The organism is Bacillus sp. SRL543 (genome assembly GCF_984799205.1).
In genome coordinates, this window is sequence record NZ_OZ481794.1 from 674,672 (window position 1) to 692,127 (window position 17,456).

The following is a 17,456-nucleotide window of genomic DNA, read 5'->3' on the forward strand; positions in this document are numbered from 1 at the left end:
AGCTCTTTTTATGCTGTATGGACTGCATATTGCCTTAAATAGAAAGCCCCCGCAGAATACGCCGCAGGAGCTTCCAAATCATTCACCTTGAATTTTTTTAAGCGGAGTTTCGGCCGGACCTTCGACGACTTCCCCGGTATAAGAAAAGCGCGAGCCGTGGCATGGGCAGTCCCAGGTCCGTTCGCCATTATTCCATTCACATTCGCAGCCCATATGGGTACAGGTGGTGTCGACGATATGGAGGGCTCCTTCTTTATCGCGGTAGGCACCGGCCCGTTTGCCGTTGAAGATGACAGGTGCACCGTGGTCTGGTTCAAGATCATCGAGCTCGGCAGGGATGTATTCGAGCTTCCCTTTAATCAGCTGGCCGGCGACATCAGTGTTGGCTTTGATGAATTCCTTGATGCCTGGATCGGCTTTAAAGCGGGAAGGGGTGAATACGTCCTTATATGGACTATCCTTTCCTGCAATATAATCAGTCAGCAGATGGGCGGCGGCAATCCCATTGGTCATGCCCCATTTGCGGTAGCCGGTTGCGACATAGATGTTAGGAGAGCTGCCGGTGATTGGACCGATATAAGGCATCTTGTCCAAAGTGATCAAATCCTGTGCTGACCATCTGTACGGATATTCCTCTATGCCAAGGACCTGCTCAGCGAATTCCTCCAAAGCCTCATAATGCTTCAGTGTATCGGACTCATGCCCGGTTTTATGGCTGTCGCCGCTCACAAGGACAAGCTTTTCGCCATTTACCGGCGTATAGCGCAGGGAGCGCGTCGGCTGATCCGCGCTGTAGTACATGCCCCCCGGATACTCATCCCTGGTCTTGACGGCAACAATATAGGATCGTTCCGGATGCATCCTTGCAAAATAAAAGCCTTTGCCATCATAAAAGGGGAAATGGGAGCCGACGATGACATGATTGGCTGTGACGGTATGGCCGTCCCTTGTTTTGACCGTGGCAGGCTGTCCTTCTTCAACATCGACAGCTGTTGTGTTTTCATACACTTTACCGCCTGCTGCTGTAAATTCCTCAAGAAGCACCTTCAGGAATTTCAGGGGATGGAATTGTGCCTGCCCTTTCATGACAGCTGCACCTTTGATGTCTATATTAAATGGAATGCTTTCAGCAAAGCTGCTGTCGATCTCGAGCTTCTGGTAAGCTTCATACTCTTTTTGCACCTTGCTTGCAGCCTGGTCGGAAACAGCGTAAATATAAGCATCTTCCATGCTGAAATCGCAGTCGATCTTTTTTTCCTCGATGAGGTTTTTTACAAAAGTGATGGCTTCAGCATTCGCCTGATAATAGAGCTTCGTTTTTTCTTCCCCAAAGTGGCTGATCAGCTCATCGTAAATGACTCCGTGCTGGGCAGTCAGCTTTGCGGTCGTATGGCCTGTGGTTCCATTTAATACGTTCCCAGCCTCCAGGAGAGTGACCTTAAGGCCTTGTTTAGCAAGAAGATAGGCCGCAGTAACGCCTGTAATCCCCCCTCCGACGATTGCCACGTCAGTCTCGATGTTTTCGTTAAGGGCTGCATAAGATGACAGCGGGGTTTCCCTCCAGTAAGGCTCCGGGTATTGCGGCATTTGTGAATGGTTCATAATTTTCCTCCTCAGGGTTTTCTTTTAGATAATCTTTCCTTTCCAAGGGGGGCATATTCGTTCTTCTGCATAGCTGATGTAAATTTCATACCCTTTTGGGCCCAAACATAATCGCTGGAAAAAGAGTTGAGGATAGGGCTGGTTTATTGGATAAAATAAGCAGTAAATTTAAATACTAGAAAAGCAACTTTAAAATGGATGGGAAGATAAGATGGTCACTTTTTCGTTTATATTGGTTTCCGCAAGTATGTTCGTGATGACGCTTCTCTTTGATATGTTTGTTTTTAAAAGTACAGTCCGTGAAGCAGTTCTGAATATTTTTTACGCAGAAATCGCCGCGGGAAGGGTCATTGCATTGTTTGTTTTTTTCCTTGGCCTGGGTTCAAGCTTGCTTATAGACTTAAGGCTTCATAAGAAAAAAAGGGCTGAAAAAGCACAGCAGAAGGGAAGTGGGAGCTGATGTTGAAAGAAAATATATCGCTTAGCCAGCTGCTGACACTGCTCATAAATTTCCTTCTCGGCAGTGCGATCATCATCGGTGTCGGCAAGGGTGCCGAGCAGGATGCCTGGATAGCCATGATCATTTCTACAGGCTTGGGAATGGGGATTGTGTACTTTTACTGGTTCCTGATCAGCCGCCTTCCCGGAAAAAATCTTTATGAAATCATGGAGCACTGCTTTAAGCGCTATCTTGTGATTCCGGCGGCATTTCTATATATCATTTATTTTCTCTACATATCCAGCAGGGTGGTGAGGGATTTTGGCGAGCTGATCGCGTCTGCCATTCTTCCCAATACGCCCATTGAAATGATTTCCCTCACCATCGCCTTGACGATGGGCTATATCCTTTACCTTGGCATTGAAGTGCTCGGACGGACGTCTGAAATCTTTTCGCCTTATGTGGTGCTGTTTGTACTATTGCTGACGATATTCCTGCTCGCAAGCGGGAATCTGGAGTTCAGCCGGATTGAGCCGGTCCTTGGCGAAGGCATCATGCCGGTGGCCAAAGCTGTTTTTCCTTCGCTGTTTGTATTTCCCTTCGGCGAGCTTATAGCTTTTACTGTCATTTTTGGGAAAGTAACCAGTTTCAAATATGTAAAAAGAGTTTCATTAATGGGGACAGCCATTGCCGGGCTGCTGCTGACTCATGCAACCATCCTGATGGTCATGACGCTTGGGGCAGATGCGATGGTCCGTTCCAATTTTCCGATGCTCAGTGCGGCAAGGCAGGTTTCCATCGGCAATTTCATTGAGCGGATCGATGCACTCGTTGTTTTCATCATGATGCTTGGCATCCTTATAAAAGGCTCAGTGTTCCTGTTTGGAGCGCTGAAAGGGCTGGAGTACGTGTTCCGGCTGCCTTACCGATACTTTGCCCTTCCTATGTCAGCGGTCGTGTCCCTGTTTTCTGTGCTGATTTCAGTCAATTTTGCCGACCATCTGGAAGAGGGGCTTGTTTTAGTCCCATATTTTGTTCATTTGCCGATGCAATTCGGCATTCCATCTGTCCTCCTGGCTGTTTTGCTGTGGAAGAACCGCAGCCGGAAGCATTCCGGGAAAAATGGGGTGAAGTGTTGAACCGCATTAAATCACTCAAGCGCATAAAAAGAGCCGGCAAAGAGAATGTGGAGGAAGCTGCCCGGGAAACCGGCGGTGCGAACCTCGACAGCTATGAGCTTGATGAGCTTAAAGAGGAGTTATCCGGCATTTTTGGCGCTTCGGCCGACTTGAAGATCGAAGAGCTCAAGGCTGGACAGACTGATGCCCTTCTTTTCTATCTGGAGACCATGGTCGACAGCAATGCGCTTAAAGAAATCATTCATTCAATTGCCAAAGAGTCCGGGCCGGATTCAAGGGTAAAAAATATTGATGATGTAAAGAGCTTCGGCAAGGAGCATTGCAGGGGAGCAGGCTATAAGCTGGCAGAATCAGTACCTCAAATAACTGATTACATGCTTTCAGGGAGCATTATCCTTGCTTTTAAAGGGGTCAACCGGGCGATTTCCGTTCCTGTCCCCACTACTGAAAGCCGGTCGATTACTGAACCGAGCACCCAAACTGTCATCAGGGGCCCAAAGGATGGATTTGTCGAAACATTATCGGTAAACGTCAGCCTCATCCGCAGGCGGATTAAGAATCCAAGGCTGCAATTTGAGGAATTCACCATCGGGAATGATACGGGCACGACCGTTTTTATCAGCTATATGAAGGATATTGCCGACAGCGGAATTGTCGGAGAGGTACGCAAGCGTCTGAGAAAAATTGACACAAGCGCAATCTTAGAATCAGGGAATATCGAAGAGCTGATTGCAGATAAAACTGCTACTCTTTTTCCATTGGCCCTTAACACAGAAAGACCTGATGCGGTTGCGGCCAATCTCCTGGAGGGGAAGGTGGCCATCCTTGTTGACGGGACGCCGTTTGTACTTCTAGTGCCTGCTGTACTTGTCGACTTTTTTTCCGTATCAGAGGATTATTACCAAAACTTCTTTATGGGGACTTTTATACGCTTTATCCGCTATATTTCATTTATGATCGCGCTTATAACTCCTTCTTTGTATGTGGGGATTCTTACGTTCCATCACGAACTTCTCCCGACTACGCTGCTTTTGAGTGTGATCGCACAGCGGGAAGGGGTGCCGTTCCCTGCGGTGATTGAAGTTCTGCTGATGGAAATCACCTTTGAAATCCTGCGCGAGGCAGGAGTCAGGATGCCGCGCGCAGTCGGACAGACTGTATCGATCGTCGGGGCGCTCGTCATCGGCCAGGCTGCAGCCGAGGCGGGGATCATTTCCAATATTATGGTTATCATAGTCGCGATTACTGCCATTGCCAATTTTGTTTCACCGACATACAGCTTCTCGAACGCTTCCAGGCTGCTCAGATTCCTGCTTATTATTACCGCCTCCATCCTCGGCCTTTACGGCGTACTGATTGTGCTTGTTCTGATGGTGGCTCATTTGAGCTCGCTCCGCTCCTTCGGCGTCCCATATCTGGCCCCTGTAGCTCCTTTCATCATTGAAAGCCAGAAAGATGTGTTCTTCCGCTTCCCTTTCTGGAGCATGAATAAAAGGCCCAGCTATTTAAAGCCGCAAAAAGAAGAGAAGCAGCCTAAGACTGGCTCCCCTTCTCCTCCTCCAATGAATGGGGGCCCGGGAAAATGAAAAAAATCATGGCTGCTATAGCAGTTTGCTGCCTGCTGTCAGGCTGCTGGGATCAAAAAGAGCTGGCTGAGGTCACGGTTGTCACCGGCATGGCAGTGGACAAGGGAGAAGATGCAAAATATTACCTGTCCGTAGAAGGCATTAACGCAGCCGAGCTGAACAACCGGACTGCCGGCGGCAACGCACCTTCGATTGTGTACGGAAAAGAAGGAAATTCCCTGTCTGAGTTGACGAACCAGATGAGCGAGGGCATCTCAAGGAATCTTGTTTACTCGCATATGAGGACCCTGATCATCAGTGAAGAATTGGCAGAGGAAGGGATGCTGGAGTTCCTGGATTATCTGGAGCGCAACAGGGAGATGCGGGATGATTTTAATATTGTCATTGCAAGAGGAGTAAGGGCCGAAGATGTGCTGAAGGTGACCTATCAGTTCCAGAAATCCACTTCACTTAAGCTCCATACACAGCTGAATACAATGGAAGAGACTTGGGGCGGTGATCCCGGGGTGAGGCTGAATGATGTGATCAGCGCCTGGACGTCCCCCGGCCGGCAGCCGGTGATGGCTGCTGTGGCAATTAAGGGAGACCCGGGGAAAGGGGCGAGTGTAGATAACATGAAAAAAGTAACACCGGACGCACTCGTCGTACTTGATTCCCTTGCTATTTTCGACGGCGGCAGGCTGGAAGGCTTTTTAGATCTGGAGGATGCAAGGAATTACCTTTGGACGCAGGACAAAATAAAGAATACAAGCTTAACAATCGGCTGCGGAGACAACCGCTATATTGACATCAGAATCTATAATACAACAACAAAGACAAAAGCACGGATTATAGACGGCAAGGCGAAGGTCAAGATTGACATCAGAGGAGAGAGTTATCTGGAGGGCACTCAATGTGATGATAGCGTCGATAAAATAGCTGTTTATGAGGATTATGAAGAAAAGACGGAGAAGCACATTGAAAAAATCGTTGCAGAAACCATTAAGAAAGTCCAAAAAGAAGACAAAGTGGATATTTTCGGATTCGGAGATGCGGTGAGAAGAAAAGATTATAAACATTTTCATGAAGCAGAAGGCAATTGGGACCAATATTTCTCTGAGGCGGATATCGAGGTGACTGCTCTTATTAAAATGAGGCGGGCAGGAATCAGGACCAAATCCTTCTTATCTGAGACGAATTAGTACAGGTTTACAGATCAGGCCTCAGGGTAAATTCTCTGTATAGGCTGCCATCAGATGGCTTGTCTATTTATCTTACCTTATCAAGGAGGCAAAAGATAATGGCAGAAGAAAAGAAGCATATTGCAGGCGTTTATGATACACAAAGTGAAGCCATTGAAGCTGTTGAAGAGCTGAGGGCACAGGGCTATGACTCTGCGGATATTTCAGTGGTCGGGAAAAATGATGATGATGTGGATGCAGTGACAGAGCAGACAGGGACTAAAGCTGAAGAAGGGCTTGCTGCAGGGGCGGCAGCCGGAGGAACGCTCGGCGGCCTTGCAGGACTGCTGGCAGGAGCGGGAGCCCTTGCCATTCCCGGCATCGGTCCGGTGCTTGCGGCAGGGCCGCTCGCTGGAGCTCTCACCGGGGCTGCCGCTGGAGCGGGTCTCGGCGGGCTGACAGGCGCCCTCATCGGGATGGGCATCCCGGAAGAAGATGCCGAGCATTACAGCGATCAAATCAAGGAAGGAAAGATCCTTGTATTCGTGGACGGCGGATCGGACAAGCTGCGTGAGCAGAAAATGAATCCGGGAGAAGCAGGCATGCCTGACAATGAACCAGCAATGCCTGTTGATAACGTCTATGTTCCTCCTGCAGGAACAAGACAGCCTTTATCAGAAGACCCTCAAGTTGCAAAAGACAGGATGAAGATTGATAACAACAAAATGTATTAAAACAGAGGCACCCGCTGCAAGGGTGCCTTTTTCCTGCTGTTGAAAAACAATCGGCACAATAGTATAACTGAAAATAAAGGAGGGGGATGATATGGACCAGCCTTGGAATGGAGAGGTGTCTCTTGCTCTCCCGGAGGCAAGGAAGCTGCTTTTGAGCCAGTTTCCCGAACTGGCGCCTGCTGATGTGAAGCTGTTTGGGGAAGGCTTTGATAATCAGGTGTTCCTAATCAACGGTGAGTATGTATTCCGGTTTCCCCGGAAGACTGCAGCAGAAGGGCTCTTGAAGACCGAAAGCCGGATTTTGCCTGAGCTCGCCATTGCTGCGGAAATCGATTATCCTGTGCCGGTGTTTGCAGGAAAGCCTGCTAAAGGCTATCCGTGGTTTTTTTCCGGCTATAAAAAAATCAGCGGATTTCCTCCCGCCGGGCCGGGCGGTGAAAAGTCGGCCAGAAAGCTGGCTGACTTCCTGAGGCAGCATCACTCTTTTCCTGTGGAAAGGGCGAAGGAACTGGGGATCCCGCACGATACATATAACAGGCTGGATATGGAATCAAGGCTTGTGAAGATGGAGGGATACGCCGAAAAAGGAAAATCGGCAGGAATCCTTAAGGAGGGTGACAGGCTTTTTTCTTATATCAGAAAGATAAGGCCGCTCAAGGCGGAGCATCCTCCTGTTCTGGTGCACGGCGATCTGCATATCCGCAACATCCTGGCACATTCTGAAGGAGAAATCAGCGGAATCATTGACTGGGGCGATGTTCACCTGGGCAATCCATGCATCGACCTTTCAATTGCGTACAGCTTTCTCCGCCCGGCGGCCAGAGAAGTGTTTTTTGCTGAATATGGCGAAGCTGGTGCCGAAGCAAGAGGCCTGGCAAGATTCAAAGCCGTCTATACGGCCTTGCTGCTTGCGGTATATGCCCATGACCGCGATGATGCAGAGTTAGTTGGCGCTGCCAGTGACAGCCTTGCATTGGCTCTGGCCGACTGAATGGGTACATGAAGAACCCTTTTTCATTTCATACTAGTCATATGAAAGGGGGCCTTCCATATGCCCGAACTTCCTGAAATGGAAACTTACCGTCAGCTGCTCGGCCGTCAGCTGTCAGGGCTTGTAATCACACAAGCTGAAATCAACAGGGAAAAATCGATAAATATGCCGTCCGCAGAATTCATCAGGCAGGTGCAGAATGCAAAGATCACGGCCATCGACAGACGGGCAAAGCACCTCATTTTCAGGCTCAGCACCGGTAAAAACCTCCTTCTCCACCTGATGCTTGGAGGATGGATGTATCTTGGCAATGACGAAGATAATCCTGACAGGACAAAGCAGGTGATTCTGTCGTTCGGCAGCAGGAAGCTGTACTTCATTGGCTTGAGGCTGGGCTACCTGCATCTGCTGTCTGCTGAGGAGCTGGCGAAAGAATTGGAAGAGCTGGGACCGGAGCCACTTGGTCCTGGATTTACGGCTGACTCTTTTGCCCAGTTATTGGAGAAAAAACGCGGAATGCTTAAAACTTCTCTTGTGAACCAGCATTTCATAGCAGGAATCGGAAACTGCTATTCAGATGAGATCTGCCACCAGGCCGGGCTATTGCCGATAAGGAAGATCGAGGAGCTCAGCGAAATGGAGAAAGGCAAGCTTTATCCGGCAATGAAAGCAGTGTTTGCAAACGCGATAGAGAGCGGAGGCTATATGGATGAGCCGCTTTTTAAAGCTGACATGATAACCGGCGGCTATAATGAGCGATGCATGGTGTATGACCGGGAGGGAGAAAGCTGCTTGCGGTGCGGCTCCCGGATTGTAAAAGAGGAAATTTCATCGCGGAAAACTTTTTATTGCCCGGGCTGCCAGGCGTAAATTTTTATTCAAAAAGCAAAGAGATTAGCCCAGGGAGAGACCTACCTTGGGCTTTTTTTAGTGTTTATAGTGTTACTAACAGGGCTTGGCGGCCTGATTTTTGACCTGAAGGGCACTTTTTAATAGTTTGAACGGTGAATTTACCAACTTGAAGATTATTTTAATCAATTCGCGGAATAATCTACCGAATTCCCGACTTTTTTAATCAATTGGCATGATATTCTACCAAGTCTGCCATCCAGCCTATCTCGCACCCATGCTGTCTTGCATCATGCGGCCTGCCCGGCAGAATAAAATGCCAACCGCTGGCCCATATGCCGGGCTGCTCCCCCCTCAGTTTATTTCCTCCCTTGTTTCCTCCGGCAGCGGATCGACGGTTACAGAATCATGGGTGTGCATGGCGGAGCGCAGATAGTGGACGAACATTGCGCCGACAAGCCCAAGGCAGAGAATAAAGCCGGCCGTAATAACCCATAAAAGTAGCATCTTCCATTCCCCTTTCTTAAAGGAAGTCCTATTTCAACTATATGCAGGGGTATTAAAGATATTGCCTATTGTGCATATGCTGTTCCAGAATCTGTCAAGCTGCCCCTGAATATATTTTTAGGAAGAAGTGAAATAAAGGGGGCGGGCTGCATGCAGCTAGTGCTAAGTGAAATCGAACGGTTAAAGCAGCAGCTTTTAAGTGAGCAGACACCGGACGGTTCCTGGAATCATCCTTTTGATACAGGGTGCATGACCGATATCTATATGATCGTCCTTCTGCGGACTTTGGAGGCGGAGGACGAGGAGGAGCTGATCAAAGAGCTGGCAGAAGGGATTCTGAGCCGGCAGGGAAAGGACGGGGCATGGCGGCTTTTCCATGACCATCATGAAGGCAGCCTGTCTTTAACGATCGAGGCGTATTATGCGCTCCTATACTCAGGCTATTATGAGAGAAATCATCCAGCACTTGTGAAAGCCAGAAGATTTATTTCAAAAGGCGGGGGCCTGAAGAAGGCAGGAATGTATACGAAAATCATGCTTGCCTTGACAGGCCAGTATCCGTGGCCCATCATTTTTCCGGTGCCGATGGAAGTGATCCTCCTGCCGAGAAGTTTTCCGCTCAATATGTACGATCTTTCGGTTTTTGGCCGCTCCAATCTGGTTCCCATCATTCTGCTGGGCAATAAGAAGTTCAGCAGAAAAACGGCATTGAGCCCGGACCTTGGCGATCTGTCTGTCCGGGAAGATGATGATCCGTGGCCGGAGCTGAGGAGTGCGGAATGGAGGAGTTTGACTTCTTTTCTTGCTGGCGGGGTGAAGGCGCTTGCGGGCATTCCGCGGCAGATCCGGGCATGGTCGATAGAAAAAGCGAGGGAATATATGCAGTCGCATACCGAGCCTGACGGGACGCTTTATAATTATTTCAGCAGCACCTTTTATATGATTTTTGCTCTGCTGGCATTGGGAGGCGGCCCGGAGGATCCCGCGATCAGGAATGCTGCCGCCGGCTTGAAGCGGATGACTGTCAAAATCGATGGGCGCACGCATATTCAATATACGACTGCTGCTGTCTGGAATACAGCGCTGATCAGCCACGCCCTTCAGGAAGCAGGCGTCCCTCCGAAAGAGGCTGCCATCCAAAAAGCCAATAAGTATCTGGCGGGCCAGCAGCATCAAAGGTTTGGGGATTGGATTGTGCATAATTTGAAGGCGGAGCCAGGCGGCTGGGGATTTTCGCGCTTCAATACAATGAATCCGGATGTGGATGACACAACCGCTGCCCTCAGAAGCCTCCAGCAGCCTGCCGGGGAAAAGCCGCATTATGAGGAAATATGGAAAAAGGGGCTTCTTTGGACACTATCCATGCAGAACAGGGATGGAGGATGGCCGGCGTTTGAGAGGAACGTCAATAAAAAGCTGCTGCATCTCCTTCCCATCCAGGGAGCAGAGTTTATCCTGACCGACCCTTCAACCCCCGACCTGACGGGAAGGACCCTTGAATTTCTCGGCAAGGCAGGCTATACGGATTCTTCACTTCCGCCCGTCAAAAAAGCGATCAAGTGGCTCAAAAAACATCAGGAACAGGACGGCTCCTGGTATGGGCGCTGGTCAATCTGCTATATATACGGAACCTGGGCGGCCGTAACCGGAATGGCGGCTGTTGGTGTCACTCTGGAGGATAAAAGCATGAAAAAGGGGATCGATTGGCTGGTGTCCATCCAGAATGAAGATGGCGGCTGGGGGGAATCCTGCCGGAGCGATATGGAGAAAAAGTATATCCCGCTGAAGGAAAGCACCCTTACCCAGACAGCGTGGGCAGTTGATGCCCTGGCTGCAGCCGGCATGGCTGATAGCACGGCGGCAAGGAAAGGCGCGGCCTTCCTGGTGAGGGAGGGCAAGCGCAAGGACTGGACTGCCGACTACCCAAAAGGGCAGGGCATGGCAAATTTCTTTTATATTCATTACCACAGCTACCGTTATATATGGCCGCTCCTGGCATTAAGCCATTATCTGAAAAAGAGTGAAGCCCCGGTCTAAATGCCGGGGCTTTATCTATGTTTAGGAATTTAAATATTGTAAGTCTTGTTGCTCATTATCAATTCTTGATCTACGTCCAGCAGCTGCGCCGAGGTCACAAGCCAAACCTCCCAAAAAGGCAATGAACGCCTTTCCGGGAGGTTCGTCTTGAGGCCCCCAGGAAGCGGGTCTCAAGACGTTGCCACAGGACGTGGCGTTCTTAGTCTGCGTTCCTTAAGGGTGATCAAGGCGCTTGCGCTTTTGTTCATTCAACCTTCCATTGGCAATCATCAGTAGAATCAACCTTCTTGTCTCTTATGATCCGGTAGAAAGCTTTGCCGTCACTTGGATTGCCGTCAGGGAAGTCCATTGGGAACAATGCAAAGAATACAAAGTAAAAAGAGAAATAGATGAATTGGTACCAAAGCAAGGATGCTTCAAGTACGCCGGAGCCGATCAGGTAATTGATAAGAAAGATACTGATCAGGTTGAAGAGGGTACCGCCCAGATATATAAAAGAAAGACTGATTTTATTTTCATATTTCAGGCTTTGAAATTCACAGCCGCTATACCAGAAGTAGAACCGTTTTACCTCCAAGTATTTAAAAGAAAATAAATTTTTCCCGCACCCGATAATGACCTTAAGTCCCTTCCCGCCAAAGATCCCGGCGAAAAAAACATGTCCGGCCACATGGATGAGTGTCACGATAGGAAGAACAATGAAAAATGCCTGCATAAATTTTACAAAATCATCGAAGCCAAACACATTGGTTTCCTCCCGGGTTATCTCAATTGTAATTCCTCCTTTATCTACCCTTCCAGCCTGCGCAATAACAGTTTTTCCCCTTCCAATATTTTCGCCTTCTGCAAAGTCTGACCACCCTCTAAGCCCCAGGTCCTATATGAAAATAAAGCTCAGGCTCGTTATAGGATTTTTGCAGGAAAGGTAAGATAGAAACATGAAAGGAGGAAACGTACATGAAAAAATTTGGTTTACTTTTAGCAGGAGGAATCGCAGGGCTGGTGCTTTTATCCAATTTGGGGCCGATGATCGGCCTGGCCATCTCATTGCTGATTTTATACTTCGTATTCAAGCAGTTCCTGAAAGCTGATTCAACAGGCGCTAAAATTGGCTGGGGCTTCGTCGGGGTGTTCGCCCTTACGGCAGCTGCCTCCAATATTCCGGCCATCCTCGGAATTGCCGCTGCTTACATCCTTTATGTGATTTATAAAAAGTGGAATGACAAGAAAACATTTGTCAAAGAAGATCAGGACCCATTCACGAACTTTGAAAAAGAATGGTCAAAAATCAATCAATATTAATCTGAAAACGAGAGGGAGATTAACATGGCAAACTTATTTACAAGACTGAAAAATACAATCATGGCAGATTTGCATGAAGCAATGGATGAGAAGGAGCAGAAAAATCCGGTTTCCCTGCTGAATCAGTATCTGCGCCAATGCGAGCAGGAAACGGAAAAGGTCCGTAAACTCCTTGAGCGCCAGTATTCTCTGAAAGAGGAATTTACAAAAGAATACAAAGGAGCGGCTGAATTGGCTGAAAAGCGCAAACGGCAGGCAGAAGTCGCTTCAGAGGCAGGGGAGACAGAATTATCCCAATTTGCAGCCCAGGAACAGCTTCAATATGAAGAGCGGGCAGTCAGGCTGAAGCAGGCCCTAGAGCAGGCTTCCCAGCAGCTGGTTGAGCTGGAAAGAAAGTATGAAGAGATGAAGCATAAGCTGAAGGATATGCACATCCGCCGCCTGGAGCTGATGGGAAGGGAAAATGTGACCAGGGCCAACCGCAAAATGGACCAGGTGATTGACAGCAGCTCTGAGTCAGGCAAAGCTGAATCCAGGTTTGAAAATATCGAGTCATATCTTGACCGGCTTGAGCAGAAAGTGAATGATGCCTATTATCAGAGCACAATCGATTCAAAAATTGCCCAGCTTGAAAAAGATATGAAAAAGAAAGAAACTCATTCTATTTCATAAAACAAACTGGTATTCTAAAGAGGCGTAGAGTTCCTGCGCCTTTTTTCGCCATTATGCTGAAACAGCTTACAATAGAGAATTGCGTACATCATATGCCAGTCACCATGAAGGGAGGAAAAGATCAATGCTTAAAAAAATCAAAAGCGAATATATCAGCTGGATTCTATTGCTTGGTGCCCTTGTCCTTTTTCTGGAGGTATCTTTTTTTAATCACGGGCTGATTTTCTCCCTTCTGGTTTCGATTGGAATGGTATATTTCGGCAGGAAACGCCTCCCCCACAGCTCCGGAAAAATCCTCTTCTGGGCAGGCCTTGCCTTTTTTGTCATCAGTGTCTTCAACATGATGACCTTCAAATTTTTCCTGCTGGCCATCCTGATCCACTTTGTCATTCAATATGCACAGTCCAAGCGGGACGCCGACCGCATCAGGCCGATCATCAAGGAAAAGGATCCTTTTGTGTCAAAGCCGAGTGAAGAGATCATCAAAGGGCGCCCGCTTTTTGAAAACATCCTGTTCGGGCGGCAGAAGACGCCTGAGCATGTATACGAGTGGAGTGACATCAATATCCAGGCCGGCATCGGCGATACGATCATCGATATGAGCTATACGGTGCTCCCAAAAGGGGAGACGGTCATATTCATCCGCAATTTTATCGGAAATATCCAGATTCTTGTTCCGTATGATCTCGAAGTGAATGTCTACCACTCTGTCATTGCAGGCTCTGCAGGTATTTTTGATAAGCGCGAGCCGCAGATGTTCAATCAGACACTGCAGTTTAAAACGCCAGGCTATGAAGAGGCAGAGCAGAAGATCAAAATCTTTACCTCGCTCCTTGTCGGTGATATCGAGGTGAAGCGTGTATGAAGACGATCCAGCGGCAGATTGCGTTGGGACTGTCAGTTGCCCTCCTTGTTGCCATCTTTCTTGGCGTTTCCTATTTTACCGTCTTTCCGCTGGCCGATTGGAGCGGGCTTTGGGAAAGGGAAGTCATGGATATCCCCTTCATCCTGTTTGCAGCAAGCATCTGTGCGGCAATCGGCATTTTATCAGGTCTTATATCCGGAATTTACCGAAAAAAGCAGCTCCAGACGGTTGATGACTGGCTTTACCAGCTGGAGGAAGGCAGGGCCATCAGCCTTCAAGATGATAACACCCCTTCAGAGCTGCAGCCTTTATGGATGAGGGTAGGCAAAATCCAGCGGCAGATATCAGAGCAGGCAAAGATTTCGCAAAAGCTTGCGACCGAAAAGGCTGAGGATCTGGAAAGCCGGATCCAGGAAATCATTTCACAGGAGCGCAACCGGCTGGCACGCGAGCTTCATGACTCTGTGAGCCAGCAGCTGTTCGCGGCTTCTATGCTGATGTCTGCCATCAATGAAACACGTAGCCAGGAAGACAGAGAGACAAAGCAGCTGAAAATGGTCGAAGAGATGATCCACCAATCCCAGCTGGAGATGCGTGCCCTGCTCCTCCATCTGCGTCCGGCCGCCCTGAAGGGAAAAACACTTCAGGAGGGCATAGAAGAGCTGCTGCTTGAGCTCTCCCAGAAAGTGACCATGAAAATCCAGTGGAAGGTTGAAGAGTTTTTGATGGATAAAGGAGTCGAGGACCATTTGTTCCGGATTCTCCAGGAATCTGTCTCCAATACATTGCGCCATGCCAAGTCGACTCAGCTTGAAGTGCTGCTGATCCAGCGGGACGGTCTGATCATCATGCGGATTGCCGATGACGGGATTGGTTTTGACGTCGAGGAAACGAAGGCAGGCTCATATGGGATGCAGAATATGTATGAACGGGCAGTGGAGATCGGCGGCTCCCTGAAAGTCATCAGCCTCAAAAATAAAGGAACGCGCCTTGAAGTGAAAGTGCCAATGATGAAGAGTGAGGGTGAAGAGAATGATTAAAGTATTATTTGTCGATGATCATGAAATGGTGAGGATCGGTGTGTCTTCCTATCTTTCAGCGCAGCCGGATATCGAGGTGATCGGGGAAGCCGATAACGGCCGGACGGCGATTGATCTGGCCCTGGAGCTCCGGCCTGATATCATCCTGATGGATCTGGTGATGAAGGAGATGGACGGGATTGAGTCAACACGGAAAATCATTGAAGCCTGGCCGGAAGCGAAAGTCATCATCGTGACAAGCTTCCTTGATGATGAAAAGGTTTATCCGGCGCTTGAAGCGGGGGCTTCCAGCTATATGCTTAAAACGTCCAAGGCAAGCGAAATTGCCGATGCCGTCCGTGCTACCTTCCATGGCCAATCAGTGCTCGAACCTGAGGTTACAGGAAAAATGATGGTGAAGATGAGGCAGAAGCAGACTGTGCTTCCCCATGAAGAGCTTACCGCAAGGGAGATGGAAATCCTGCTTTTGATGACAGAAGGGAAAACGAACCAGGAGATTGCTGATGAGCTTTTTATTGCTTTGAAGACAGTGAAGACACATGTGAGCAATATCCTCAGCAAGCTTCAGGTACAGGACCGGACGCAGGCTGTGATTTATGCGTTTAAGCATTCGCTGGCGAATTGACTGGGGATTCTGTTTTTTTAAAAGCTGAAGACTGTAGATAAACTTGAACAAATCATCGAGTTTATTTACAGTCTTCTTTTGCTTATAAATGGGGCTGTTGATTTCCGCTGCAGGCACTTCGCTTTCCGCGGGGCGGCGCTGAGCCTCCTCACGCTGCGCGCTGCGGGGTCTCAGCCCTGCCGCTATCTCCCGCAGGAGTCTGCGTGCCTTCCACTGCAATCAACAGGGTTTCGTAATTTTTATGGCAATTCTCCAATCTATATGAATGAGTTATGCTCCTAAATGGGGGCTGTTGATTTCCGCTGCAGGCACTACTCTTTCCGCGGGGCGGCGCTGAGCCTCCTCACGCTTGCGCGCTGCGGGGTCTCAGCCCTGCCGCTATCTCCCGCAGGAGTCTGCGTGCCTTCCACTGCAATCAACAGGGTTTCGTAATTGTGGCAGTCGTCCAATCTATATGAATGAGATATCCTCCTGAATGGAGCTGTTGATTTCCGCTGAAGGCACTACGCTTTCCGCGGGGCGGCGCTGAGCCTCCTCACGCTTGCGCGCTGCGGGGTCTCAGCTCTGCCGCTATCTCCCGCAGGAGTCTGCGTGCCTTCCACTGCAATCAACAGGGTTTAGTCATTTTTATGGCAATTCTCCACTCCCTTTTAATTAGTTTTAGCCCAAAAACTCCTGCTCACCACCGAGCAGGAGTTTTCATCAATCCCTCTTAAAAGGAATAACAGCAAAAATCAATATGACAGCCGCTAATCCCAATGCCGTGTAAGATACTGCAGCATGCTCACTCCAGTTCCTGACGGCAATGCCGATGAAGGCCCAGACAAAGACGAGCGGGTATACGCGGTCGCTGTTTTTGATCCGGAATAGGATGGCAAGGGCCGAAGCCACGCAGAGCATGATGATCGTCGAGGCGGCATCCGATAGACCGAAGCCGTTCCAGCCGATATAAACGAGATAATAGCTGATATTCGCAATCACCGCGACGCTGACCCAGCCGAGATAAACGGAAAATGGCAGTCTGTCGAAGAATGACGGACTGGCTGCCTGGAGCCTGACATACAGGAAAATCAATGACAGCAGAAGGCTGGTCAGCAGCAGGACGGACACCAGGAAGAATTCATAATGCCACGCAAAGATCCAGGCGCTGTTCAGCAGGCAGCTGAGGATAAAGAACAGGCTTGTGTTTTCATACAGTGGAAGATTCCGCCGGTCCTTTGGAAACTCCCTCAGAACCCAGATTCCCAGAAGTATATAAATAAGTCCCCAAATCGAAAATACATAGCCGGCAGGCGTGAACAGCACATCAAGCTTGCCCGAAATCTCCCCGGTAGTCTGCCCGTTCAAAGGGAGCGCATTTGCCAAAATATTGACGCCTATAACAAGTAAATAAAAAATAGCATGCGTGATGGCACGAAGCATCGATATTTCTCCTCTCTCTATAATGTGGGACAGGGTGCCAGGCACCAGCTGCCTATTTATCTTATTCCTCCCGGGGAGGAAGGATAACCATTGGAGAGAGAAGAGAGGCAGGAAAAAGCCCGGAACATCGTGTTTTGGCCGATGTGGCGGGTCAGCTACTGCTTCATGGGGGTATGCACCCTTTAATAATCAGGCTTGCAAAATGATTCTGACAACGGTAGAATGAAGCTAACTATATCAAAAGGAGGTGGAGAAGAGATGAATAACGCTGTTTTGCTGCGCGGAGACTGGATGTCATACCTTTCGATCTGCCGTGCAATTTTTCATGGTGCTGCTGCTAACGGGACAGGTCTGTCCATTTTTAGCAACTTCATATGGAAAACAAAACGGTGAGAAACATCTCTTGATCCGCTTATTCTATGAACGGGCAAAAAGGGGAGCTTCTTATGGATGCTCCCCTTTTTATTTAGTGCCGTCCTGCTCTCA

At 48.9% G+C, this 17,456-nt stretch carries 18 protein-coding genes; 14 read left to right on the forward strand and 4 right to left on the reverse strand.

What is annotated here, in order from left to right:
* Positions 1-78: 78 nt before the first annotated feature.
* Entirely contained in the window at positions 79-1,602 is a 1,524-nt protein-coding gene (locus AC4E8B_RS03595) for an FAD-dependent oxidoreductase (protein ID WP_490217088.1), read from the reverse strand.
* A 211-nt stretch (positions 1,603-1,813) separates the two neighbouring features.
* On the opposite strand from AC4E8B_RS03595, the gene AC4E8B_RS03600 reads away from it, so the two are divergent.
* The 7 genes from AC4E8B_RS03600 to AC4E8B_RS03630 all read left to right on the forward strand — a co-directional run bounded on the left by AC4E8B_RS03600 (position 1,814) and on the right by AC4E8B_RS03630 (position 8,521).
* The gene (locus AC4E8B_RS03600) at positions 1,814-2,062 is read left to right on the forward strand and encodes a hypothetical protein (protein ID WP_490217089.1); all 249 of its coding nucleotides are present in this window, start codon (positions 1,814-1,816) and stop codon (positions 2,060-2,062) included.
* Positions 2,062-3,180, forward strand: a complete 1,119-nt coding sequence (locus AC4E8B_RS03605) for a GerAB/ArcD/ProY family transporter (RefSeq protein ID WP_490217090.1) — start codon at positions 2,062-2,064, stop codon at positions 3,178-3,180. Before AC4E8B_RS03600 ends, AC4E8B_RS03605 begins: the two co-directional genes overlap by 1 nt.
* Positions 3,174-4,766: a spore germination protein gene (locus tag AC4E8B_RS03610; RefSeq protein WP_490219480.1), complete on the forward strand. Its 1,593-nt coding sequence runs from the start codon at positions 3,174-3,176 to the stop codon at positions 4,764-4,766. Before AC4E8B_RS03605 ends, AC4E8B_RS03610 begins: the two co-directional genes overlap by 7 nt.
* Positions 4,763-5,947: a Ger(x)C family spore germination protein gene (locus AC4E8B_RS03615; protein WP_490217091.1), complete on the forward strand. Its 1,185-nt coding sequence runs from the start codon at positions 4,763-4,765 to the stop codon at positions 5,945-5,947. The genes AC4E8B_RS03610 and AC4E8B_RS03615 overlap by 4 nt, the downstream gene beginning before the upstream one ends.
* A gap of 98 nt (positions 5,948-6,045) precedes the next feature.
* Positions 6,046-6,660, forward strand: coding sequence for a YflT domain-containing protein (locus tag AC4E8B_RS03620; RefSeq protein WP_490217092.1), 615 nt, complete (start codon positions 6,046-6,048; stop codon positions 6,658-6,660).
* A 91-nt stretch (positions 6,661-6,751) separates the two neighbouring features.
* On the forward strand, positions 6,752-7,651 hold the full coding sequence (locus AC4E8B_RS03625) for a phosphotransferase (RefSeq protein ID WP_490217093.1): 900 nt from the start codon (positions 6,752-6,754) through the stop codon (positions 7,649-7,651).
* A 60-nt stretch (positions 7,652-7,711) separates the two neighbouring features.
* Positions 7,712-8,521, forward strand: coding sequence for an Fpg/Nei family DNA glycosylase (locus AC4E8B_RS03630; protein ID WP_490217094.1), 810 nt, complete (start codon positions 7,712-7,714; stop codon positions 8,519-8,521).
* Positions 8,522-8,854: 333 nt separating this feature from the next.
* Here AC4E8B_RS03630 and AC4E8B_RS03635 read toward each other — a convergent pair whose 3' ends face one another.
* Complete coding sequence (locus tag AC4E8B_RS03635; protein WP_490217095.1) at positions 8,855-9,007, reverse strand: hypothetical protein; 153 nt, start codon at positions 9,005-9,007, stop codon at positions 8,855-8,857.
* Positions 9,008-9,157: 150 nt separating this feature from the next.
* Here AC4E8B_RS03635 and shc point away from each other — a divergent pair, with 150 nt between their 5' ends.
* Positions 9,158-11,044 carry a squalene--hopene cyclase gene (gene shc / locus AC4E8B_RS03640; RefSeq protein ID WP_490217096.1) on the forward strand — a complete coding sequence of 629 codons (1,887 nt, stop codon included), beginning with the start codon at positions 9,158-9,160 and terminating at the stop codon, positions 11,042-11,044.
* A 244-nt stretch (positions 11,045-11,288) separates the two neighbouring features.
* Here shc and AC4E8B_RS03645 read toward each other — a convergent pair whose 3' ends face one another.
* The gene (locus AC4E8B_RS03645; RefSeq protein WP_490217097.1) at positions 11,289-11,789 is read right to left on the reverse strand and encodes a hypothetical protein; all 501 of its coding nucleotides are present in this window, start codon (positions 11,787-11,789) and stop codon (positions 11,289-11,291) included.
* Positions 11,790-12,001: 212 nt separating this feature from the next.
* On the opposite strand from AC4E8B_RS03645, the gene AC4E8B_RS03650 reads away from it, so the two are divergent.
* From AC4E8B_RS03650 to AC4E8B_RS03670, 5 genes are all read left to right on the forward strand, one after another.
* Entirely contained in the window at positions 12,002-12,346 is a 345-nt protein-coding gene (locus AC4E8B_RS03650; protein ID WP_490217099.1) for a lmo0954 family membrane protein, read from the forward strand.
* 24 nt (positions 12,347-12,370) lie between these two features.
* Positions 12,371-13,018, forward strand: coding sequence for a PspA/IM30 family protein (locus AC4E8B_RS03655; RefSeq protein ID WP_490217100.1), 648 nt, complete (start codon positions 12,371-12,373; stop codon positions 13,016-13,018).
* A 124-nt stretch (positions 13,019-13,142) separates the two neighbouring features.
* Entirely contained in the window at positions 13,143-13,883 is a 741-nt protein-coding gene (liaF, locus tag AC4E8B_RS03660; RefSeq protein WP_490217101.1) for a cell wall-active antibiotics response protein LiaF, read from the forward strand.
* Positions 13,880-14,923, forward strand: coding sequence for a sensor histidine kinase (locus AC4E8B_RS03665; protein WP_490217102.1), 1,044 nt, complete (start codon positions 13,880-13,882; stop codon positions 14,921-14,923). Before liaF ends, AC4E8B_RS03665 begins: the two co-directional genes overlap by 4 nt.
* On the forward strand, positions 14,916-15,548 hold the full coding sequence (locus AC4E8B_RS03670) for a response regulator transcription factor (protein ID WP_490217103.1): 633 nt from the start codon (positions 14,916-14,918) through the stop codon (positions 15,546-15,548). The genes AC4E8B_RS03665 and AC4E8B_RS03670 overlap by 8 nt, the downstream gene beginning before the upstream one ends.
* Before the next feature lie 702 nt (positions 15,549-16,250).
* On the opposite strand, the gene AC4E8B_RS03675 is transcribed toward AC4E8B_RS03670, so the two are convergent.
* Positions 16,251-16,970 (reverse strand): TspO-related membrane protein, encoded by a 720-nt coding sequence (locus AC4E8B_RS03675; protein ID WP_490217104.1) that lies wholly within the window; start codon positions 16,968-16,970, stop codon positions 16,251-16,253.
* A gap of 258 nt (positions 16,971-17,228) precedes the next feature.
* On the opposite strand from AC4E8B_RS03675, the gene AC4E8B_RS03680 reads away from it, so the two are divergent.
* On the forward strand, positions 17,229-17,363 hold the full coding sequence (locus AC4E8B_RS03680) for an RAxF-45 family protein (protein WP_490217105.1): 135 nt from the start codon (positions 17,229-17,231) through the stop codon (positions 17,361-17,363).
* Positions 17,364-17,456: the final 93 nt, after the last annotated feature.